The sequence below is a fragment of the Kribbella caucasensis genome, from assembly GCF_004361855.1.
Classification (GTDB): Bacteria; Actinomycetota; Actinomycetes; order Propionibacteriales; family Kribbellaceae; genus Kribbella; species Kribbella caucasensis.
Window position 1 is genome coordinate 1 of the sequence record NZ_SNWQ01000051.1, and the last position, 20,817, is coordinate 20,817.

19 protein-coding genes are annotated in these 20,817 nt (G+C 67.5%); 6 read left to right on the forward strand and 13 right to left on the reverse strand.

Annotated elements, in window-relative coordinates:
- The first annotated feature begins 350 nt into the window (after positions 1-350).
- Both thiC and EV643_RS42830 read left to right on the forward strand, forming a co-directional pair.
- Entirely contained in the window at positions 351-1,979 is a 1,629-nt protein-coding gene (gene thiC, locus EV643_RS42825) for a phosphomethylpyrimidine synthase ThiC (RefSeq protein ID WP_133805975.1), read from the forward strand.
- A 60-nt stretch (positions 1,980-2,039) separates the two neighbouring features.
- The gene (locus tag EV643_RS42830; protein ID WP_133805976.1) at positions 2,040-2,492 is read left to right on the forward strand and encodes a DUF8738 domain-containing protein; all 453 of its coding nucleotides are present in this window, start codon (positions 2,040-2,042) and stop codon (positions 2,490-2,492) included.
- A gap of 4 nt (positions 2,493-2,496) precedes the next feature.
- Here the strand turns inward: EV643_RS42830 and EV643_RS42835 are convergent, their stop codons facing one another.
- Positions 2,497-5,454, reverse strand: a complete 2,958-nt coding sequence (locus EV643_RS42835) for a S8 family peptidase (RefSeq protein WP_166665800.1) — start codon at positions 5,452-5,454, stop codon at positions 2,497-2,499.
- Between the two features lie 356 nt (positions 5,455-5,810).
- Here EV643_RS42835 and EV643_RS42840 point away from each other — a divergent pair, with 356 nt between their 5' ends.
- Together EV643_RS42840 and EV643_RS42845 are read left to right on the forward strand one after the other, a co-directional pair.
- Positions 5,811-6,410 (forward strand): transposase, encoded by a 600-nt coding sequence (locus tag EV643_RS42840; RefSeq protein WP_133805978.1) that lies wholly within the window; start codon positions 5,811-5,813, stop codon positions 6,408-6,410.
- Positions 6,407-6,961, forward strand: a complete 555-nt coding sequence (locus EV643_RS42845) for a hypothetical protein (RefSeq protein WP_133805979.1) — start codon at positions 6,407-6,409, stop codon at positions 6,959-6,961. Before EV643_RS42840 ends, EV643_RS42845 begins: the two co-directional genes overlap by 4 nt.
- A 3-nt stretch (positions 6,962-6,964) precedes the next feature.
- On the opposite strand, the gene EV643_RS42850 is transcribed toward EV643_RS42845, so the two are convergent.
- The 3 genes from EV643_RS42850 to EV643_RS42860 form a co-directional block, all read right to left on the reverse strand.
- Positions 6,965-7,600, reverse strand: a complete 636-nt coding sequence (locus EV643_RS42850; RefSeq protein WP_133805980.1) for an RDD family protein — start codon at positions 7,598-7,600, stop codon at positions 6,965-6,967.
- A gap of 26 nt (positions 7,601-7,626) precedes the next feature.
- On the reverse strand, positions 7,627-8,280 hold the full coding sequence (locus EV643_RS46645; protein WP_133805981.1) for an RDD family protein: 654 nt from the start codon (positions 8,278-8,280) through the stop codon (positions 7,627-7,629).
- A gap of 111 nt (positions 8,281-8,391) precedes the next feature.
- Positions 8,392-9,234 (reverse strand): RDD family protein, encoded by an 843-nt coding sequence (locus EV643_RS42860; RefSeq protein ID WP_133805982.1) that lies wholly within the window; start codon positions 9,232-9,234, stop codon positions 8,392-8,394.
- Between the two features lie 120 nt (positions 9,235-9,354).
- On the opposite strand from EV643_RS42860, the gene EV643_RS42865 reads away from it, so the two are divergent.
- Positions 9,355-9,789 carry a DUF2752 domain-containing protein gene (locus EV643_RS42865; RefSeq protein ID WP_238166206.1) on the forward strand — a complete coding sequence of 145 codons (435 nt, stop codon included), beginning with the start codon at positions 9,355-9,357 and terminating at the stop codon, positions 9,787-9,789.
- 69 nt (positions 9,790-9,858) lie between these two features.
- Here EV643_RS42865 and pstB read toward each other — a convergent pair whose 3' ends face one another.
- From pstB to EV643_RS42900, 7 genes are all read right to left on the reverse strand, one after another.
- A complete protein-coding gene (gene pstB / locus EV643_RS42870; protein ID WP_133805983.1) occupies positions 9,859-10,635 on the reverse strand; it encodes a phosphate ABC transporter ATP-binding protein PstB in 777 nt (258 codons plus the stop codon).
- 22 nt (positions 10,636-10,657) lie between these two features.
- Positions 10,658-11,548 carry a phosphate ABC transporter permease PstA gene (gene pstA / locus EV643_RS42875; RefSeq protein WP_202870057.1) on the reverse strand — a complete coding sequence of 297 codons (891 nt, stop codon included), beginning with the start codon at positions 11,546-11,548 and terminating at the stop codon, positions 10,658-10,660.
- Positions 11,549-11,574: 26 nt separating this feature from the next.
- Entirely contained in the window at positions 11,575-12,627 is a 1,053-nt protein-coding gene (gene pstC, locus EV643_RS42880) for a phosphate ABC transporter permease subunit PstC (RefSeq protein WP_133805985.1), read from the reverse strand.
- Positions 12,628-12,737: 110 nt separating this feature from the next.
- Complete coding sequence (gene pstS / locus EV643_RS42885) at positions 12,738-13,871, reverse strand: phosphate ABC transporter substrate-binding protein PstS (protein ID WP_133805986.1); 1,134 nt, start codon at positions 13,869-13,871, stop codon at positions 12,738-12,740.
- A 315-nt stretch (positions 13,872-14,186) separates the two neighbouring features.
- Positions 14,187-14,660, reverse strand: coding sequence for a bifunctional nuclease family protein (locus EV643_RS42890; RefSeq protein WP_133805987.1), 474 nt, complete (start codon positions 14,658-14,660; stop codon positions 14,187-14,189).
- A gap of 136 nt (positions 14,661-14,796) precedes the next feature.
- Positions 14,797-15,699 (reverse strand): NUDIX hydrolase, encoded by a 903-nt coding sequence (locus EV643_RS42895; protein WP_133805988.1) that lies wholly within the window; start codon positions 15,697-15,699, stop codon positions 14,797-14,799.
- Between the two features lie 102 nt (positions 15,700-15,801).
- Positions 15,802-17,964, reverse strand: a complete 2,163-nt coding sequence (locus EV643_RS42900) for an RNA degradosome polyphosphate kinase (RefSeq protein ID WP_133805989.1) — start codon at positions 17,962-17,964, stop codon at positions 15,802-15,804.
- Positions 17,965-18,190: 226 nt separating this feature from the next.
- Here EV643_RS42900 and EV643_RS42905 point away from each other — a divergent pair, with 226 nt between their 5' ends.
- Complete coding sequence (locus EV643_RS42905; protein ID WP_133805990.1) at positions 18,191-19,264, forward strand: alpha/beta hydrolase; 1,074 nt, start codon at positions 18,191-18,193, stop codon at positions 19,262-19,264.
- A gap of 6 nt (positions 19,265-19,270) precedes the next feature.
- Here the strand turns inward: EV643_RS42905 and EV643_RS42910 are convergent, their stop codons facing one another.
- Together EV643_RS42910 and EV643_RS46650 are read right to left on the reverse strand one after the other, a co-directional pair.
- A complete protein-coding gene (locus EV643_RS42910; RefSeq protein ID WP_133805991.1) occupies positions 19,271-20,128 on the reverse strand; it encodes a PKD domain-containing protein in 858 nt (285 codons plus the stop codon).
- 65 nt (positions 20,129-20,193) lie between these two features.
- On the reverse strand, positions 20,194-20,736 hold the full coding sequence (locus EV643_RS46650) for a DUF6318 family protein (RefSeq protein ID WP_255513101.1): 543 nt from the start codon (positions 20,734-20,736) through the stop codon (positions 20,194-20,196).
- Positions 20,737-20,817: the final 81 nt, after the last annotated feature.

Below are 20,817 nucleotides of genomic sequence, written 5' to 3' on the forward strand. Positions count from 1 at the left end.
CGGCACCCTCTACGACGAAACAACCGCCTGGTCACACCGCGCCGAAACCCTCGCAGCTTGACACCTAAGCTCCTGGGATGTCTGTCGAAATGTACGGAGCGATGATGCGGCGCGCGGGATCCAGTACACAACGCAGCGGAGTTGGTTAAGGTGGGCGGCGGCAATGTGACAACGCGGGAGCTCGCGCCGTAGCGGGCTGAGAGGGCGGCTGGACTGCGCACCCCTGGGCCGGACGACCGGCTCGACCGGGACAAACCCGGCGAACCGGGAACGACCGGGACCAGGTTGGGCGAACCGGCGCCGCCGACCGCCGAACCTGTCCGGGTAATTCCGGCGTAGGGAGCAGCACCGTGACAACCATCGGCAATTCTGTCCGCCCGACCGTCACCACCGGCCCGATCTCCGGGTCCGAGAAGATCCACCGCGGCGACCTCCGCGTCCCCGCCCGTCGCGTGCACCTCACCAACGGGGAGCACTTCGACCTGTACGACACGTCCGGCCCGTACACCGACTCCACGGCACAGATCGACGTCCAGGCAGGCCTGCCCAAGCTCCGGCAGAACTGGATCGCCGGCCGCGAACCCCGCACCCAACTGGCGCACGCGAGAGCCGGGACCATCACCGAGGAGATGCGGTACGTCGCCCTGCGGGAGGGTGTCGACCCCGAGTTCGTCCGCGCCGAGGTGGCCCGCGGCCGCGCGGTGATCCCGGCGAACCACCGGCACCCGGAGTCCGAGCCGATGATCATCGGCAAGAAGTTCCTGGTCAAGGTGAACGCGAACATCGGCAACTCCGCCGTCACCAGCTCGATCGAGGAAGAGGTCGAGAAACTCGTCTGGGCCACCCGGTGGGGCGCGGACACCGTAATGGATCTGTCCACCGGCAAGAACATCCACGAGACCCGCGAGTGGATCCTGCGCAACTCACCGGTCCCGATCGGAACGGTCCCGCTCTACCAGGCGCTGGAGAAGGTGAAGGGCGACCCGGCCGAGCTGTCCTGGGAGGTGTACCGCGACACGGTGATCGAGCAGTGCGAGCAGGGCGTCGACTACATGACCGTGCACGCCGGTGTGCTGCTGCGCTATGTGCCGCTGACCGCCCAGCGGGTCACCGGGATCGTGTCCCGCGGCGGCTCGATCATGGCCGCGTGGTGCCTCGCGCATCACCAGGAATCCTTCCTGTACACGCATTTCGCCGAACTCTGCGAGATCCTCCGCGCGTACGACGTGACCTTCTCGCTCGGCGACGGGCTTCGGCCGGGCAGCATCGCGGACGCCAACGACGCGGCCCAGTTCGCCGAACTCCGGACCCTCGGCGAGCTGACCAAGATCGCCTGGGAGCACGACGTCCAGGTGATGATCGAGGGACCCGGCCACGTGCCGATGCACAAGATCGCCGAGAACGTCCGGCTCGAGGAGGAGCTGTGCGGTGAGGCGCCGTTCTACACCTTGGGGCCGTTGGCAACCGATGTGGCGCCGGCCTACGACCACATCACCAGCGCGATCGGCGCCGCCCAGATCGGCTGGCTCGGTACCGCGATGCTGTGCTACGTCACGCCGAAGGAACACCTCGGCCTGCCGGACCGCGACGACGTCAAGACGGGTGTGATCACCTACAAGATCGCCGCCCACGCCGCGGATCTGGCCAAGGGGCATCCGGGCGCGCAGGACTGGGACGACGCATTGTCGAAGGCCCGGTTCGAGTTCCGCTGGGAGGACCAGTTCAACCTCTCGCTGGATCCGGACACGGCCCGCTCGTTCCACGACCAGACGCTGCCGGCCGAACCGGCGAAGACGGCCCACTTCTGCTCGATGTGCGGGCCGAAGTTCTGCTCGATGCGGATCACCGCCGACATCCGGGCCTATGCCGAGGAGAAGGGCCTGACCTCCGCGGCCGCGATCGAGGCGGGCCTGGCCGAGATGTCGGAGACCTTCAAGGCGAACGACTCGCAGGTCTACCTGCCGATCACACCGGCCTGACGGCAGCCCGGCGTACAGGCTTAGGGGTCTGTACGCCGGGGCGTGCCTACGATGGGGAGCATGAGGTACGCCGCTGCTGGGGTCGTCGCGGGCCTGCTGGTGCTGGCCGGCTGTGGCAGCGAGTCCGAATCGCCGAGCGGGACCGGGCAGGAGAGCACTGTGAGTCCTTCGACACAACCACCTACTCCCGACCCGAGCACGCCCAGCAGCACACCCAGCCCCAGTCCAAGCACACCTAGCCAACCGACGCAGGGGCCGATCGCGCAGGCAAAAGCGGATCTCGCCGGGCGGCTCGGGGTGCAGCCCGGCCAGATCACGCTGGTCAGCTCCGAAGAAGTGACCTGGCCGGACGGCAGTATTGGCTGCCCACAGCCGGGCATGCGTTACACGCAGGCGCTGGTCGACGGGACGCGGATCATCCTCGCCGCCGGCGGCAAGCAGTACCACTACCACGCCGGTGGGCGGCGCGGGCCGTTCCTCTGCACGAACCCGCAACCGCCCATCGGCAACTGACCGGCTAGGTCGTCACATGGATCAACGTCAGGCCGAGTGACTCCGCGCCGCGGTTGTGCGCCACCGCCCCGAAGTACTCCTGGCCTGCACTCAATCCACTCCAGGACACACCGATCGTTCCGGACTGACCGATCACCGCATCGGCCGGTTCACTCGTGATCGCCAGTGATCCGCCCGTTGCCGGTGGCACGTTCCAGCTGCCCAGGGTGTAGTCCTGGGTCACCCCGAGCGTCTGCCAGCCGTGCACGTAGAACGTGTACGTGTCGTTCGCCGGCAACTTCAGCTCGACCAGCTCGTCCGTACCGCCGTTGGTACTCGAACCGACCTCCTCACCGGCCGAGTTGTAGACGTACACGTCCAGGTCGACAGCCGGGTTCGGATGGGTCAGCCGCCACCGCAGGTAGACGGCGTTGTTCGCGGTGAACTCGTGCGCCGTCGTACCGGCCGGGTCGGTCGGGTCGAACGTCTGGTCCGGGTCCTGACCGACCGAGCCGGGCGTGTCGGTCCGCGCGACCAACCCGTGCGCCTCGGCGTCGTAATCGCCGGTGTAGCCGAACTTCACCGGGAACTCCGCCGAACCCGACGTACCCGTGCCGTCGACCTGCGCGGGCGCGTCGAACAGGCTGGCGGCAACGGCGATCGGACTGCGCACCTCATACCCGGCCTTGCTCTGCCAGGTCAGCGAGCCGAACCGCCACTGCCCGATCGGAGCGTTGCCCTGGTTGGTGATCGTCACCTGGTATGTCGCGGTCTCGCCGCCGCGCAAGGCGATGACGCTCGGCGACACGGTCACGTCGAATCCGGCCGGAGCGACGACCTTCGGCCGATAGAAGACCCGGGACGTCCCCTCGGCGACACTCGTCACCCTGCGGGTCACGGTCTGCGTGCCGGCGAGTTGCGCGACCCCGATCGACGGGTAGTTCAGGTTGCTCGGATCGGTCGAGAATCCCGCGTTCTGCAACGCGGCACAGGTCGCTGTCGGGTTCGCGAACACCTCGGGCGCGGTCCCGCAGAGGAACGCGAGGTAGTCGTTGAATCCGGCGTCGTAGACCAGACCGGGCTCGAACATCGAACCCCGCTGGACCTTTCCGCCCGGCCGGACGTGGCCGGCGCCGAAGTCGAACGGGTCGGCAGGAGTGGCCTTGTCCTCCTTCAGAACGTTCTGCCGCGCCGTCGTCATGGCCGCCGACTTGGCCATCGCCGCCGACCAGTCCGGGTGCGCCTGCTTGAGCAGGGCGTAGATCCCGGCCATGTGCGGGCTCGACATCGAAGTACCGGCGATCGCCTGGAACAGCTCGCCGCCCGGATCGGCACCCGGAACCGGCGAGTTGCCGGCCAGGATCCGGACACCGGGTGCGGTGATGTCGGGTTTGATGATGTCCAGCGCTGCCGGGTTCGGACCGCGGGACGAGAAGTTGGCCATCAGGTTGCCCTGGGTGGACCGCTTCTCGCCGGCCGTGATCCGGGCCTTGGCATTCGCTCCGGCCCCAGCGAGATAGGCCTTCACCGCGAGCCCGTCGGTGTTGCTGATGTGCACCGACGGCACCCAGTGGTTGTCGCTGAGCAGGGTGACGCTGTCGCTCAGGTCGTAGAGGACCATCCCGGCGCCACCGGCGATGAACACCGCGTGGCTCTTGTCGACCCGGGCGTTCGAGCCGCGCTTGCAGAGCACGATCGCGCCGGCGACGCTCGACGTGAACGGCTGGTCGAGCAGGCACAGCTCATTGCCGGCGTCCGCAGCGTCGACCAGCCGGACGGTGCTGGTGCCCTGGGTCACCGACGGGCCGAAGTATCGGCGACCGTTGCCCAGGACAACCGATCCCTGGAAGACCCGGTTCTGCGTCGAGGCGGCGACCGAGGTCACCCACGGCGCGGAGGACGGGCCGCCGACGGTGCCGGCGCCCGGACCGGAGTTGCCGGCCGACGTGGCGACGAAGACACCCGCGTCGGCGGCGAACAGGAACGCGAGCTCGTCCGCGCCGATCAAACCGGCGCCACCGCCGATCGAGTAGTTGATCACGTCGACGCCGTCGGCGACGGCCTGGTCGATCCCAGCCGCCGTGTCGGAGTCGAAGCAGCCCTGGTCACCGCACACCTTGTACGCGATCACCTGGGCGCGCGGCGCCATTCCGCTGATCCGGCCGCGGCTGATGTCGAAGATCTCGGCCTTCACACCCCGGTTGCCGGCCGTTGTGCTGGCCGTGTGGGTGCCGTGGCCGTCGGCGTCGCGGGCGGAGTCGAACAGCTCCGGCCCGATCACCGCGTTGTACGTCGCCCGCATGTCGCGCGCGCCCAGCAACTTGTTGTTGCAGTCGAACGGCGCGTCGTCCGGGTTGTGCGTGGTGTTGCCGAACTCGCAAGGTACGGCGAATCCGGCCGGTGGCGCGGGATAGCTGCCGTCATCGGCGAACGACGGGTGCTCCGGCCAGATCCCGGTGTCGATGATGCCGGTCACGACGCCGGTACCGACGATGTCCTGGTCCCACGGGCCACCGCTGTCGGTGAGACCTAGGAACTGCGGGGTGCTGTCGGTCTGCGGCTGGTTCAACTGGTCCTTCAGGACGGCGACCACGCCGCGCTGGTGGGCCATCGCGTCCGCTTCTGCCTTGGTCAGTTCGGCGGCGAATCCGTTCAGCGCAAAGGTGTACTCCGCGGTGACGTCGGCACGTGGCACGCCAGCGGCTCGCAGTACGGTGCTGTGCTCGCCCTTGAGATGGTCGACGTAGCGCTGGACCGCGGCCGCGCGGCGGTCGACCTTCTTGCCCTTGGCGGGTTTCGTCGCGGGGATACCGCGGACGTCGCCGTCGTAGGCCACCACCGGGTCGGCGGCCAGGATGACGACATAGCTGTCGGTTGTGGATTTACCGGCGCCGGCCTGCCCGCCCGCACCTGTCGCGGGCGGTGCCAGTGTGGCGACGGCGAGGACGGTCGCCGCCCCCAGGACAGTGAGCTTGCCTCTCATTGAATCCCCCTGCCAGAGTGCCTCGCGCCTCCCCCGAGACGGGCACGGATTCACGATCCCACAAGCGGATTCGGCCGGGAAGTGGATGGACCGCGCCGATCTCGGCCGAACCCGTCGGCGGCTTGGTTTCCGGGCGGTGAACATCCTGACGCGGAGTGAGGTCAGTCGGTGAGTCGCCGGGCGAAGGTGCCGGTATTCAGCGGAGAATTGGGGCGTCGGCGGGTCCGCGGGGCGATCACACACCGTGATCAGGTGAACCGATTCAGGTTTTTTCCTTCACTCTACGTGAATAAGACTGTAGCCTTAATCCGACCGAGGCGATGGACGGGGAAGCCAATCGAAGGAGGTGCTCGACGGTGGTCTTCGTTCTCACAGTAGATCAGCGATCCAGCCAGTCGACGGCCGACGCGGTCCCCGAGTTGCTGACCACGCTCAACCGGCGGCCCCGCCGGACCGGTCTGCTGCGGAAGTTCGAGCGGACGGCCGGCGACGAGGTGCAGGGGGTGCTGTCCGAGGCACGGGCCACCATCGACGTGATCGTGCAACTGCTCCGCGCCGACCGGTGGTACATCGGGCTCGGGATCGGTCCGGTCGACGAACCACTGCCCCGTAGTACGAGGGCGGGCAGCGGGCCCGCGTTCGTGCACGCCCGCGAAGCTGTCACCCGGGCCAAGTCCAGCCAGCACAACGTGAACGTGATCGGATCCGACCCGCACTCCGCCGAACAGGTGGAGACCGTGCTCTGGCTGATGGCCTCGGTACTACGTCGCCGGAGCGAACGTGGCTGGGCCGTCGCCGACCTGCTCGGAGAGGGCCTGACCCGGCGGGAGATCGGGGTGAAGCTCGGGATCAGCCAGTCGGCCGTGACGCAACGGGCGCAGGCGGCCGGCTTCGTCGAGGAGCAGCGCGGCCGGGTGCTCGCCGTCGAACTGCTCGAGCAGGGCACGGCCGCATGACGGCACTCGTGCTGTCGTTGACGGCGGCCGGCCTGGTTCTCGCGATCGTGGCGTTGATCCTGCCGGCCGGTTCGACCGAGGAGATCGTCGTCAGCGCGGTGATGCTCGCCTGTTTGGTTGCCGACGGCATCGTCCTGCTCGCGGGCGACGGGGTGACCGGCTGGCGCGAAGGCTGGTGGAACGTCCTGCTGCTGTTGTCCGGCGGTCTCGCCGTGGCCGGTGGCGGACCGTTGACGACCTCGGTGCTGTCATTGGTTGACCGAGGCAACACAAGGGCCCAGTCGACCCAGCAGGCCGGCGAGGTGTTGCGCGGTGGCGCCCTGATCGGAGCACTCGAGCGGGGCGCCATCTACGCGTCGATGGCGGCGGGCTGGCCGGAGGGGCTGGCGATCGTGCTCGCGATCAAGGGCCTGGCCCGCTACCCGGAGCTGCGCGCTCCGGATCAGCCCGCGACGGTCACGCCGCAGGCTGTCGCGGAACGGTTCATCATCGGCACCTTCACCAGCGTCCTGTGGTCGGTCACCTGTTCCGGCCTGCTGTTGTCGCGGTGACGTTCAGATCTTGACGACGTAGGTGTTGACGACCTTGTCGTGCCAGGTCTGCTTCTTGTCGTCCCAGAGCGGCCAGAGCGAGTTGAGCAGGCAGGCCTGGTCGAAGATCCCACGCATGATCTCCCGCAGCAGCGCTTTGCCCGGGCCGACCACCTGGTAGGTCTCGGTGCCGACGAGCTTGATGTTCAGCACGCTCTTGCCGACGCTCTGACCCGTCTTGCCCTGCCGGATCACGCGGTTCCAGATCCACAGGCCGAGGGAGATGAGGAGGCCCAGCACGAAGACGAGAATGGCCCATGTCTGCGGACCGTCATCGGGGTACGTGTTTTCCTCGCGGGAGGCTACGTTCACGATGAAGATGACGTAGGTGACGATGACCGGCACACCGCTCAGCAGGCCGTCCAGGAGCGCGGCGCCGACGCGGGGGCCCCAGTCGGCCAGCTCGGCGGGCGCACCGCCGTACCCATAGCCGTAGCTGTAGGGGTTCTGCGCGCCGAAGCCCTGCTGCGGATGCCCATAACCCGGCTGACCGTAGCCGGGTTGCTGGCCGTAGCCGGGCTGCTGCCCATAGCCGGGCTGCTGTCCGTACGGCGGTCGGTCCTGCGGTCGGTCCTGTGGGCCGTTCGGTGGTGTTGTCACTGGATATCGTTCCGGTTCTCGAAGGGCTAGAGCTTGATGACGATGTCTGAGACGACCTTGTCGTGCCAGGTCTGGTGCTTTTCGTCCCAGAGCGGCCAGAGGAAGTTCAGGAAGCAGATGTAGTTGAACAACAGCGACATCAGCTCACGGAGGAAGTTGCGGCCGAAGCCGATCCGGTCGCCGGTGTCGGCCTTGACGATCTTCAGGCCGGCCATCTTCTTGCCGATCGACTGGCCGGTGCGGCCCTGCAGGACCAGCCGGTTGAGGATCGCGATGCTGAAGGTGGCGATGTAGGCGACCGCCAACGCGGCCCGGCCACCGTCGCTCATCCGCTCCAGGCTGCCGGAGATCCCGACCGCAGCGAACGCGCCGATGCCGATCGGCAGCACCGCGATCAGCGAGTCGACGATCGAGGCCATGACCCGCGAACCCCAGCTCGCAAGTTGCCCAGGCGGCGCGTAGCTGAACCCGGGGCCCCCGCCACCGCCGTACGGGTTGTAGCCGGGTTGCGCCGGACTGAACGACGGCTGCCCGCCGCTCCAGCCCCCGCCGGGCTGCCCAGGCGGCCCGCTGTACTGACCGGGTTGCCCAGGTGGTCCGTACTGCCCGGGCTGGCCGGGAGGGGCGACCTGCCCTGGGATGGGTGGGCGGTCTCGGGGGTCATTGGGAGGGGTGCTCACTGGATTCCTTTCTGGGCGCTCGGGACTCCGGGCAGAAGTATGTCGGACCCCGGCAAACGCCGGACGCCGTGGCCTCAAGGGGCCACGGCGTCCAGGAGTTGACGAGTCGGGTCAGAGCTTGACGACGTACGTGTTGTTGATCTTGTCCGCGAACGTCTGCTTCTTCTCGTCCCACAGCGGCCAGAGGTAGCCCAGGTAGCAGGGCAGGCCGTCCAGGATGTGGGTGATGTCACGCAGCAGCGCCTTACCCGCGCCGACCGGCTGACCGGATTCGGCGCCGACCAGCTTCAGGCCGAGGGCCTTCTTGCCCCAGCTCTGACCGGTCTGGCCCTGCTGGATCACCCGGTTGTAGACCCACAGGCCGAGCGCGATCAGCGTGAAGATCCAGTAGATCGCACCTGCGTTGCCGTCGATCGCGCTGCCGATGCCGCTGGGGATACCGACGATGATGCCGTCGATCAGGTACGCACCGACCCGGACCGGCCAGGTGGCCAGGTTCCCCGTCGGCGCGCCGTACCCGTAGCCGCCGTACGGCTGCTGCCCGTACGGCGTGGTGCCGTACGGTGCCGGCTGCTGGGGGTAGCCGCCCGGCTGGCCCGGGGACTGCTGGCCGTACTGGCCCGGCTGACCCGGGTACGCACCCGGCTGCCCGTACTGCGCCGGCGGCTGCTGGCCGTAGCCAGGCTGCTGGGGCTGCCCGGGCTGCTGACCGTAGCCAGGCTGTTGCTGCTGCCCATAGTCCGGCTGGCCGGGCTGCTGGCCGTACTGACCCGGCTGGCCGTACTGGCCGGGCTGCTGACCCGGGTAACCGCCAGGCTGGCCGTCCTGGGGGGACTGTCCGTACTGCCCCGGCTGCTGACCGTACTGACCCGGCTGGTCAGGCGTCTGGTCCGGCTCGCCCGACTGGTTCGGGTTCTGCGGGTCGAAACCCGGTGGTGGCGTCGGAGTGCTCACGACGGTCCCTTCTGATCATGTTGAGGAGTCATTGCAGGCTAGCGACTCAGGAGTTCACCCGCCATGCACCGCACCGGGGGAGTCCGGAAGACGGTCACCCAAGGGGTTTACCGTGGGGTTATGCATCCGGCACACACTATGCGGTCCGGAGTTCGCCCGGAACCATTGGATCGCCGGGTGCTCGGGCTTGCGGGGACATTGGCGGCCGGTGGGGTACTTGCCGTGGTCAACGGTTTGTCCGGGGGCCGGATCGGTCTGCCCTGCCCGTTCCACCTGGTGACCGGGCTGAACTGTCCATTCTGTGGGACGACGCGGATGGCGGCGGCTTTGCTGCAAGGGGATCCGGGCCGGGCCTGGTCGTTCAACCCGCCGATGTTCGTGGTGCTGCCGATCGTCGCCGTTGCGGTCGGCTACCAGTTGCTGGCCTGGACACTTGACCGGCTGGGCTGGATTCGGCTGCCCCGGTTACGGATGAGCGACCGGCTGCAACGCGTCGTACCGGCGACTTTCCTGGCTGGCATGGCGTTGTACGGCGTACTGCGAAACCTCTTCTGAAAAACAACGTCCGAAGAACCGAGTGCTAGAGCGCTCGGTTCTTCGGACGCAAGGAGCGGTGAGGGCGGATCAGCCGAAGCGGCCGGTGATGTAGTCCTCGGTGGCCTTCTCTGTCGGGTTCGAGAAGATCTGCTTGGTCGCGCCCATCTCGATCAGCCGGCCGGGCTTACCGGTCGCGGCCAGGTTGAAGAAACCGGTCTGGTCCGAAACCCGGGCCGCCTGCTGCATGTTGTGCGTGACGATGACGACGGTGAACCTGTCCTTCAGCTTCTCGATCAGGTCCTCGATCGCCAGCGTGGAGATCGGGTCCAGCGCCGAACACGGCTCGTCCATCAGGATCACCTCGGGCTCGACCGCGATCGCCCGGGCGATGCAGAGCCGCTGCTGCTGACCACCGGACAGACTCGCACCGGGTTTGTCCAGCCGGTCCTTCACCTCGTTCCACAGGTTGGCGCCGACCAGCGACTTCTCCACCACCTCGGTGAGCTTCTTGCGGTCCTTGACGCCGTTCAGCTTCAGCCCGGACGCGACGTTGTCGAAGATCGTCATGGTCGGGAACGGGTTCGGCCGCTGGAACACCATGCCGACCACCCGGCGGACCGCGACCGGGTCGACGCCCGACGCGTACAGGTCCTGCTGGTCCAGCAGCACCTTGCCCTCGACCCGGGCGCCGGGGAGCACCTCGTGCATCCGGTTCAGGGTCCGCAGGTAGGTGGACTTGCCGCAGCCGGACGGGCCGATGAACGCGGTGACCGAGCGGGGCTCGATCGTCATCGACACGTCCTCGACGGCCTTGAAGTCGCCGTAATAGACGTTGAGGCCACTGACCTCGATGCGCTTAGCCATATCGACTCAGAACCTCTCGTGACTATTTGGACTTGATGGTGCTGAACCGCGCGACCAGGCGGGCCAGTAGGTTGAGGAGCAGAACCAGCAGGATCAGCGTCAGCGCCGCCGCCCAGACCCGGTCGGCGGCCGGCTGCAGCGACAGTTCGGTCCGGTCCTGGTTGATCATCGTCGGCAACGCGCCCTGGAACCCGTCGAACGGGTTCAGGTTGATGTTCTTCGAGTAGCCGACCAGGATCAAGAGCGGTGCGGTCTCGCCCATCACCCGGGCCAGGCCGAGCATCACGCCGGTGACGATGCCACCGAACGCGGTCGGGATGACCACCTTGAGGATCGTCTTCCACTTCGGCACCCCGAGCGCGTACGACGCCTCCCGGAGTTCGTCCGGAACCAGTTTCAGCATCTCCTCGGTGGACCGCAGCACGACCGGGAGCATCAGCAGCACCAGCGCCAGCGACACCGCGAAACCGACCCGGTTGAAGCCCAGAATGGTGATCCAGACGGCGTAGATGAACAGCGCGGCGACGATCGACGGGACGCCGGTGAGGATGTCGATCATGAAGCTGACCGCGCGGGCGAGCTTGGTGCCCTTGCCGTACTCGACCAGGTAGATCGCGCCGAGGATGGCGATCGGGACCGCGATCACGGCCGTGATCAGCGCCATGATCAGGGTGCCCATGATCGCGTGGTACGCGCCGCCACCCTCCCGCCGGACGGTGATACCGCGCTGCGACTCGCTCCACCAGGCCGCGTCGAACAACAGGCTGTAGCCCTTGCTGATCACGGTCCACAGGATCCACAGCAGCGGAATCAGCGCGAGCAGGAAGCACAGCCCGATCAGCACGGTGGCGAGCGTGTTCTTGAACGCCCGGGAGCCGGACTTGCCGGTCAGGTCCAGGGCCTTGCCGTCCATGGCCGGCCGGTTCGCGGCGATAGTCGTCACAGCGCTGCTCCTTCGGTCTGGGCCTTGTCGCCGATACGGCGGATCTTGCGGGGCCGCTTACCGCCGGGGGCGCTGCGGGCCACGATGAGCCGGGCGGCCGAGTTGACCAGGAAGGTCACCACGAACAGCACCAGACCGGCGGCGATGTAGGCGCCGGTCTTCTCCGGGGAGTCGAACTCGGCGGCGTTGTTGGCGATCTTGGAGGCGAACGTCTCGCCGCCCGCGAAGATCGACGAGTTCCACGGGTCGTTCGCGTTCGGCACCGACAGGATGATCAGCACCGCGACGGTCTCACCGAGCGCCCGGCCGAGGCCGAGCATCGAGGCGGAGACCACGCCGGAACGGCCGTACGGCAGCACCGCGGTCCGGATCATCTCCCAGCGGGTGGCGCCGAGCGCGAGCGCGCCCTCGCGGTGGGCGATCGGCGTCTGGGCGAAGATCTCCCGGCTGATCGCGGTGACCACCGGCAGGATCATGATCGCCAGCACGACGGACGCGGTGAAGACGACGCCGACGTCGGCGGTCGGGGGCTTCTCGAAGATCGGGATCCAGCCCAGCGCGCTGCCGATGCCGTTGATCACCGGCCGCAGGATCGGCGCGAAGAAGAGGATGCCCCACAGGCCGTAGATGATCGACGGGACCGCGGCCAGCAGATCGATCGCGTGCGCCACCGGCGCGGCCAGCCGCTTCGGGGCGTAGTAGGTGGTGAACAGCGCGACGCCGACCGCGATCGGCACCGCGATCACCATCGCGATGATCGAGCTGATCAGCGTGGTGTAGAAGAGCGCCGCGATCCCGAACCGGGGCGGGCTGGCGCCCGGCTCCCAGACCCGGGAGAACAGGAAGCTGCTCTCGTTCCTGGCCAGCGACGGGATCGCCAGGGCCAGCAGGAAGATGCCCACGAACGCGACGATCAGGATGACCAGACCGCCGGATCCGTGGGCCATACCGGAGAACAACCGGTCGCCCAGGTGCCCGACCGGACCGAGTTCGAGCTTCTTGCCGTCCGCCGGCCGGTCGGGCGGGGCCGTGCCGTCTGTACTACTCATCGATGCTGCTCCAAGCGCCGAGGTCGATGGGGTGCTCGGTCATGAGGCGAGCCCCGGCCACCCGCTGCGGGGTTTCGGCCGGGGCTCGCATCACGACGTACTGCGGGTCGTCAGCTGATCGACTGGATCGCCGCGTCGACCTTGGTCCGGATCTCCTCCGGCAGCGGCGCGTAGTTCAGCTCGGTCAGCGACGCCTGTCCCTCGGTGCTGGCGAAGTAGCTCAGGAAGCTCTTCACCAGGGCCGTCTTCTCGGCGGGCAGGCCCTTGCTGCAGGCGATCTCGTAGGTGACCAGGATGATCGGGTACGCACCCGCGGCCTTGGTCGCGTAGTCCAGCTTCATCGCCAGGTCGTTGCCGGTGCCGGACTGCTTGGCGGCGGCCAGCGCCTTACCCGCGGACTCGGCGGTCAGCTCGACCGCGCCGGCGCCCGCGTCGATCTGCGCGACACCCAGCTTGTTGTCCACCGCGTAGGACCACTCGACGTAGGTGATCGAGTTCTTGGTGCTCTTCACACCCTCGGCGACACCGGCCGACTTCTCCTTGCCGGCGCCCGTGCCGGTCCACTTCTTGGCCGGCTCACCCTTCCACGCGCCACCGCCGGCGGCTGCGAGGTACTTGGCGAAGTTCTCGGTGGTGCCGGACTCGTCGGAGCGGAAGAAGACCGCGATCTGGGCCGACGGCAGGGTCACACCCGGGTTCAGCTTGGCGATCTCCGGCGCGTTCCAGGTCTTGATCGTGCCCTGGAAGATCCCCGCCGCGGTCGGGCCGTCGAGGATCAGCTTCGGCAGGCCGTCGACGTTGTAGGCGATGGCCACCGGGCCGATCACCATCGGCAGGTTGATCGCCGGGTTGTTCGCGCACCGCTTGGCCGCGGCCGCGGCCTCGGATTCGGCGCCGTCCTTGCCCTCGGTCTTGAGGACCGAGTCGGATCCGCCGAAGTCGACCTGGGCGGCGTTGAACTGCTTGATACCCGCACCGGAACCGGTCGGGTTGTAGTTCACCGTGACATCGGCGCACTTCTCGTTGTACTTGCTGATGACTTCCTCGATGGCGTTCTTCTGCGCCGAGGAGCCCTCGGCGTTCAGGGTGCCCTCGGGGCAGTCGCCGCCGGCGGCCGAGGAGGAGGAGCCCGACGGGGTCGAGGAGCCGGACGTTTCCGGGTCACTGCCACAGGCGCTCAGAGCGAGCACGCCGAGGGAGGCCACGGCGACGGTGCCGACGCGGAGCAGGCGATTGACGGACACGAGAGTGTTGCCCTTCTGCGGGAATTCAGACTTGTGTGAACTGCCACGAACGGTAGGGAGATCAGGTGACCTTGCGGGCCGTCGTGGGTGAACGCGCGGTGAACGGTTCAAGTAGCAATCACAACGTCTGGCGTGCCGCCAGGAGGACATCAGGTGAACTGAGTAAGGAACCGTGACGCTGAGCGACTTCAAGCATCTGTTGGTCACGGTCCGGTATCGACGTGTTACCAGGGCATCCGATCCCGGTGTCGTCCAGGTGAGCAGCTGAACGCCAGCAGCAGTACGCCGAATGAACTCCGATTCGGGTCGGTCTTGTCAGCTGGAGAAGTCCTCTGGGGCTACGCCGTCGAGGAACTGGCGGAACCGTTCGAGCTCGGCCTGCTCCTCCTCGGGAGTCGCGACGCCCGCCTCCCGTAGTACCTGCTCGGTGCAGCGGATCGGCGTACCGAGCCGGACGGCCAGGGCGACCGAATCGCTCGGCCGGGCGGAGACGCGGGTGCCGTTGGCGAGGACGAGCTCGGCGTAGAAGACCGCGTCCCGCAGTTCGACGATCTCGACCGCCTCGATGTGTACGCCGAACGCCTGGATCAGGTCGCGCATCAGGTCGTGCGTCAACGGCCGCGACGGGCGCAGGCCCTGTTCCTCGTAGGCGATCGCGGTCGCCTCGACCGAGCCGATCGAGATCGGCAGGTAGCGGTTGCCCTCGGTCTCGCGGAGCATCATCACAGGCGCCCGGTTGGGTGATTCCATCCGGATCCCGATCAGAGTGAGTTCTCGCATCGCTGTCATGGTGCGGCCCTCGTACCTCTCCGTGCGCAGGCAACCCGGTGGGGCGCCGGTCTCCTCGGTAGGAACATACCCGCCGCGCTCTGCCTGACTCGGAGGCCGCCCCGACTGTGACGATTCCTTTGCCTGCGGCGCGGGGTCAACGGGTTCGCGGGTTTGCTTTCGGGGCGGTGAAGCGTTCGAGCAGCCGGCGGCCGTCGGCGAGCCGGTGCGCGACGACGAAGTCGCCGGGGGAGAACTTGCCGACCTTGAGTCCGAGTTCGCGCGACAGCGCCGGCAGCACCGGCCGGTGTGAACAGACCACGCTGACCCTGCCCGGTTTCCAGATCCGGTCGGCCAGGCCGTGCAACCCGGACGGGTCGGCCTCGTACCCGCGTTCCGAGATCTCCGGCAGCAGGTGGAGGTGCCGTTCGATCGACACGGCGTAGGGCGTGACCGTGGCCGAGCACCGTTCGGCGTCACTGCTGTACACCCGATCCACGCCCAGAGCACCCAGTACCGCGACCAACCGCTCCGCTGCCGCGGCCCCTTCATCGGTCAGCGGGCGGAGCGTGTCCTTGCCCTCCCAGTCCCTGCGTTTCACCGCCTTGGTGTGCCGGACCAGCACCAGGCTCGACGTGACCGGGAGCACCTTGTCCAGGTTGTCCACCATCTCCACGTCGCGCGGATAGCTGAGTCGCCGAGCCGCCTTGGAGACGCTGAGCCACTCCAGCTTGTCCACCTCGTCGTTCGGCTCGAACTCGCGCTCGTCGCCGGTCAACTCCGCGGACCAGTAGTGCACCAGCTTCGTCGCGATCCCGCCGTTCTTGCGGACGTCGTACTTGTGGGTGCCCAAGGGCGGACCAAGTACGACCGACTGACCGGTCTCCTCCTCGACCTCCCGGCGGGCCGCGACCAGGACATGCTCGTTGGAGTTCAGCTTGCCCTTGGGCAGGGACCAGTCGTCGTACCGGGGCCGGTGGATCAGCAGAACCTGCCGGTCGCCGCGGCTCTGCCGCCAGACGACTCCACCGGCGGCGATGACCGTCGCCGGGTTGCTCATGGTTGTCTGACCTTCAGGATCGGATCGCCTTGTGCTGACCACAGACGCGTTCGGGCTGACGGGCGTCGGGTCCTGCCGCCGACATTAGGTGATGAACCTGGATCAGGTCGCGATGGGGTCGGCCAGCCGGCGCCGGCCGCGGGTCGCGATCAGGCGTTCCTGCAGGTCGCGCAGCGGTTGGCCGTCCTCGCCGGTGAGCCGCGGCTGCCAGGTGTCGTCCGGCTGCAACCACCAGGATTCGGTGCGATCGTCGAAGCCGAGGTCGAAGAGTTCGGCCAGCTCCGCGTAGTGGTCCGGCTCCTTCAGCTGCACCAGCACCTCGACCCGGCGGTCCAGGTTGCGGTGCATGAGGTCGGCCGATCCGATCCACACCTCCGGCTCGCCGCCGTTGTCGAACCAGAACACCCGGCTGTGCTCCAGGAACCGGCCGAGAATGCTGCGCACCCGGATGTTGTCCGAGAGCCCGGGGACGCCCGGTCGAAGCGTGCAGATGCCCCGGATCCAAAGATCCACCGGTACGCCGGCCTGGGACGCCCGGTACAACGCGTCGCACAGGGCCTCGTCGACCAGGCTGTTCACCTTGATCCGGACCCGGGCCGGGCGACCGGAGAGGTGGTGCTGGACCTCCCGCTCGATCCGCTCGAGCAGGCCCCGTCGTACCCCCTGCGGTGCGACCAGGATCCGCCTGTACCCGACCGTGCGGGCAAAGCCGGACAGGTGGTTGAACAGGAGAGCCACGTCCTCGGTGACCACCCTGTCACTGGTCAGCAGGCCGAGGTCCTCGTACATCCGCGCTGTCTTCGGGTGGTAGTTCCCGGTGCCGATGTGGACGTAGCGGCGCAACCCGTCCGGCTCGTCCCGCACCACCATCGACAGCTTGGAGTGTGTCTTCAGCCCGAGGACGCCGTACACGACATGGCAGCCGGCGTGTTCCAGCTGACGGGCCCACTTGATGTTGGCCTGCTCGTCGAACCGGGCCTGGATCTCGACCAGTACCAGCACCTGCTTGCCCGATTCGGCGGCGTCGATCAACGCGTCGACGATCGGCGAGTCACCCGAGGTCCGGTACAAGGTCTGCTTGATCGCCAGCACGTGCGGGTCGGCGGCGGCCTGCTCGATGAACCGCTGTACGGACGTGGAGAACGAGTCGTACGGGTGGTGAACCAGCACGTCGCGCTGCTTGAGCGCGAAGAACATGTCGGCCGGGTTCGACGTCTCCACCTCGGCCAGGTGCGGATGCGTCGACGGTACGAACCCGGGGTACTTCAGCTCGGCCCGGTCCAGCGACGCGATGTCGAACAGTCCACGCAGATCCAGCGGACCGGGGAGCTCGAACACCTCGGCCTGGGTGACGCCCAGCTCGGAGATCAGCAGCGCCCGGACCTGCGGGTCGATCGACTCCTCCACCTCGAGCCGGACCGGCGGGCCGAATCGGCGCCGCAACAGTTCCTTCTCGAGCGCGACGAGCAGGTTCTCCGCGTCGTCCTCCTCGACCTCCAGGTCCTCGTTGCGGGTGACCCGGAAGGTGTGGTGCTGGGTGACCTCCATCCCCGGGAACAGCTGTCCCAGGTGCGTCGCGATCACATCCTCGAGCGGGACGAACCGCCCCTCCGCGAGCTGGACGAACCGCGGTAGCAGCGGCGGCACCTTCACCCGGGCGAAGTGCTCGCCGCCGGTGTCCGGGTTGCGGACCACCACGGCGAGGTTGAGCGACAGGCCGGAGATGTACGGGAACGGGTGCGACGGGTCGACCGCCAGCGGCGTCAGCACGGGGAACACCCGGTCCCGGAAGAACCGGGTCATCTCCTCCCGCTCGGTCTGCTCCAGCTCGTCCCAGCGGAGGATGTCGATGCCCTCCTGGACCAGGGCCGGCTGGACCACCTTGCGCCAGGCCTCCGCCTGCCGGTCCATCAGCTCGCGGCTGCGGCTCAGACTGCGTTCGAGCACCTCGCGGGGGAGCAGTCCGCTGGCCGACCGGACCGCGACGCCGGCCGTGATCCGCCGCTTCAGACCGGCGATCCGGACCATGTAGAACTCGTCCAGGTTGCTGGCGAAGATGGCCAGGAACTTGGCCCGCTCGAGCAGCGGGACCCGGTCGTTCTCGGCCAGCTCCAACACCCGCTGGTTGAACGCGAGCCAGCTCAGCTCCCGGTCGGAGAACCGGTCCGGGGGGAGATCGCCGGCCGCCGCGATGTCGTACGGGGGCTCGATGTCGTACTCCCGGTTGTGCGACGCCAACAAGTCTCCAGCCACGGTCACCAGCATCCCATCCTTGGTCTAACGTGCGGTTACATCTGGGCGAGATCGCTGTCGCGTTCCTGGGCGTGCGCACCGAACGACAGTCGCGGGGTTAGTTCCCCAGTATCCCCGCTGAGCGGCAAGTTGGTAGGCGGCAATTCCGATCGCTGACACGCGATCCCGGTCAGGTCCCCTGCTGGTCTGTGGATCGTTGCCTGCTGGACGGCACGGATTGTTGCTAGCGTCACTCTTTGTGAACCGACGACTGGACACGCTGCTGCGGGACGCCCTGGGCGGAGCCGTGAGCGCGGTGCAGGGCAACGCCTTGCGCCCGCTGACTGCCCTCCCGCCGACCGTACGCCGCCGGCTGGCCGGGGCCCCGATCCAGATCGACGGCAACGTCCTCGACCCCGACCTGCAGCTCCTGCTCCGGCTGGAGAACATCCTCCCCGGCGGCGCCAAGAAGTCGGTCGAGCGGGCCCGTTCCGACCTCCTGCTGATGAGCAAGCTGGTCGCCGGCCACCCCCGCGACGTCCACCGCGTGACTGAACTCACCGTCCCCGGCTCCGACGGCCAACTCGGCGCCCGCCTCTACGTCCCCCGTACGGCGGGTCGCGGGCTGCTCGTCTTCTTCCACGGCGGTGGCTGGGTGGTCGGCGATCTCGACACCCACGACGCCTACTGCCGCGACCTCGCCAACGAGGCCGAGACCCGGATCCTCGCCGTCGACTACCGCCTCGCCCCCGAAGCCGAGGCCCCGGTCGCCGCCGAGGACGCCATCGCCGCGTTCACCTGGGCCGTCGAACACGCCGAGGACCTGGGCGCCGACCCCGCCTTCGTCGCCGTCGGAGGCGACAGCGCCGGCGGCAACCTCGCCGCCGTGGTCGCCCAGCAATGCGTCGTCCGCGACCTCCCCGCCCCCGTCCTCCAGCTCCTCATCTACCCCGCCCTCGACCTGTCCGGCCGCCGCCCCTCCCGGGACCTCTTCGCCGAAGGCTTCTTCCTCACCGAAGAGAGCATCACCTGGTACCGCGACCACTACACCCCGGACCCGGCCATCCGCACCAACCCCCTGGTCTCACCCATCCTCGGCAACGTCGCCGGCGTAGCCCCCGCCCACATCATCACCGCCGGCTTCGACCCCCTCCGCGACGAAGGCGACGAATACGCCACCCTCCTGACCGAGGCCGGCGTCCCGGTCACCCACACCCGCAACCCCACCCTCATCCACGGCTTCGCCAACCTCCTAACCCTCCCCGCCCCCACCCGAACCGCCCAACAACAAGTAGCCACCCACCTGAAAACAACCCTCAACCCCAAGGCATAACGGGGTTCAGTTAGGCGGATCCACCAACACCGGCACCGCCTCCCGCACCTGCAACGGCGTCCCCGGGCCCGTGATCGGCACAGTTCCGTCCACGTACTGCCAACCCGTTCCAGCCACGTTGAACCGGGCTGCGTAGTTGGTCGTCAAGACCACGCTGACATCCGCCTTCTTCACATACTTGTGCGTGACGTCCTTGGCCGGATACGGCTTCCCCGGCGACGTAGTCGTCACCTTCGTCCCATCCCCAAAGTCCCACGTGTAGCTAACCGGCGAAGCCTCCACAACCACGGGAAACCCCAGCAAACTAACGGTCGCTGTAGTCACTTCGTCATGGTCCGTATACACAATCGTGTCCAGATTGACCAACGTCCGCCCCGCCGGTTGCACCTTCACCCGCCGCCCGGGAAAAGCCACGTTCTTCGACTCCTGAAGCACTTCCTCCCAGTTCACGTCCTCCGGCCGCGGCGGCTGGACAACCTCGGTAGTCGGCCTGGGCACTCTCGGATCCCGCCTAACAGGCTCAACCGGCTGGCACCGACTCGGCCCCGGAACAGACTCGTCTTGCTCTTTCATCCCACAGATCCCGATATTCAGCCTGAATGGGCGCCGCCGAGCGACAGAGGTGGGGATGAATTTGCGCACCGTTGATATCTGGGGCTTCGTGGGTCGCGATATGGGCTTCGAAGGCTTTCCCTCGCCGAGTCGCCTCGTTTGTTGCGTCGCCTTCAGCGTGGCTCCCCACTTGCGCTTCTTCCCGGCCACACGGGGTTTTGGTGTGGGGTTGGCGTCCAGCGTGGCGAATGCCGCGGGATACGACTGGGTCGATGCCTGCGCTCGGCTATTGACGTTCTCTGCCAAAGTCACGAACACTCCGCTGACCCCTAGTAAAGTGGAGGCCAGGGCAGACAGCCCGATTCGGGTGAGCCTGCTCATTCGTCGATCTGCATTTCGTACATCACCCAGTTACCGGCGCTCGCTGCGAGGGTGAATTCCATCGTTCCCGTGCTGGCGGCCTGAGGAATCGGTGACGAACCCGGAGTCGCACGTTCCTGATAAGTGCCGGTCTTGACCGACGCTGACCCTCCGAGCCGCCCGGACGAACCGCGATAGATCTCCTTGACATCCATCAACTGGTCCTTGTAATCGCCTTGAAGCCCGCCATTCTTCGCATTGATCTTGCGCACGTAGTCCGCGAGTCCTTGGCAACCAAGGCATCCCTTGTCGCTTTCGGCCAAGAAAGGCTGTGGATCACCAGTGGTGTACGAGTAGTTGAGCAGATCAACGTAGTAACCGAGGAAGGCTTCGCCAGCAGCGAGACTGGAGCCCGCAGCCGCGTTCGGTCGCTTGGGCGGAGTGGTTGCCTCCGCCGTGCCTGACGTTGTCCCTTTGGGGGTAGGCGTGGAACTCGTCGTCGAGGGTGGGGTGGTTTCTGGGTGGCCGGCGTCTGGGCTGGGGGTGCAGGGCCCCGGCATAGTCGTGTTTCAGCAGGTCAGGAGCAGGTTGAGGATGGTTTCGGGGTCTCGGGCGTGATGTCGTAGGCGTTGGGCGATGTT

Bases quoted from the DNA above. Each gene is read 5' to 3' on its own strand.
- pstA (WP_202870057.1), bottom strand. From the start codon at position 11,548: ATGGACGGCAAGGCCCTGGACCTGACCGGCAAGTCCGGCTCCCGGGCG.
- EV643_RS42835 (WP_166665800.1), bottom strand. From the start codon at position 5,454: ATGAGAGGCAAGCTCACTGTCCTGGGGGCGGCGACCGTCCTCGCCGTC.
- EV643_RS42830 (WP_133805976.1), top strand. From the start codon at position 2,040: ATGAGGTACGCCGCTGCTGGGGTCGTCGCGGGCCTGCTGGTGCTGGCC.
- EV643_RS42845 (WP_133805979.1), top strand. From the start codon at position 6,407: ATGACGGCACTCGTGCTGTCGTTGACGGCGGCCGGCCTGGTTCTCGCG.
- pstC (WP_133805985.1), bottom strand. From the start codon at position 12,627: ATGAGTAGTACAGACGGCACGGCCCCGCCCGACCGGCCGGCGGACGGC.
- EV643_RS42895 (WP_133805988.1), bottom strand. From the start codon at position 15,699: ATGAGCAACCCGGCGACGGTCATCGCCGCCGGTGGAGTCGTCTGGCGG.
- EV643_RS42890 (WP_133805987.1), bottom strand. From the start codon at position 14,660: ATGACAGCGATGCGAGAACTCACTCTGATCGGGATCCGGATGGAATCA.
- EV643_RS42900 (WP_133805989.1), bottom strand. From the start codon at position 17,964: ATGCTGGTGACCGTGGCTGGAGACTTGTTGGCGTCGCACAACCGGGAG.
- pstB (WP_133805983.1), bottom strand. From the start codon at position 10,635: ATGGCTAAGCGCATCGAGGTCAGTGGCCTCAACGTCTATTACGGCGAC.
- EV643_RS46650 (WP_255513101.1), bottom strand. From the start codon at position 20,736: ATGCCGGGGCCCTGCACCCCCAGCCCAGACGCCGGCCACCCAGAAACC.
- EV643_RS42865 (WP_238166206.1), top strand. From the start codon at position 9,355: ATGCATCCGGCACACACTATGCGGTCCGGAGTTCGCCCGGAACCATTG.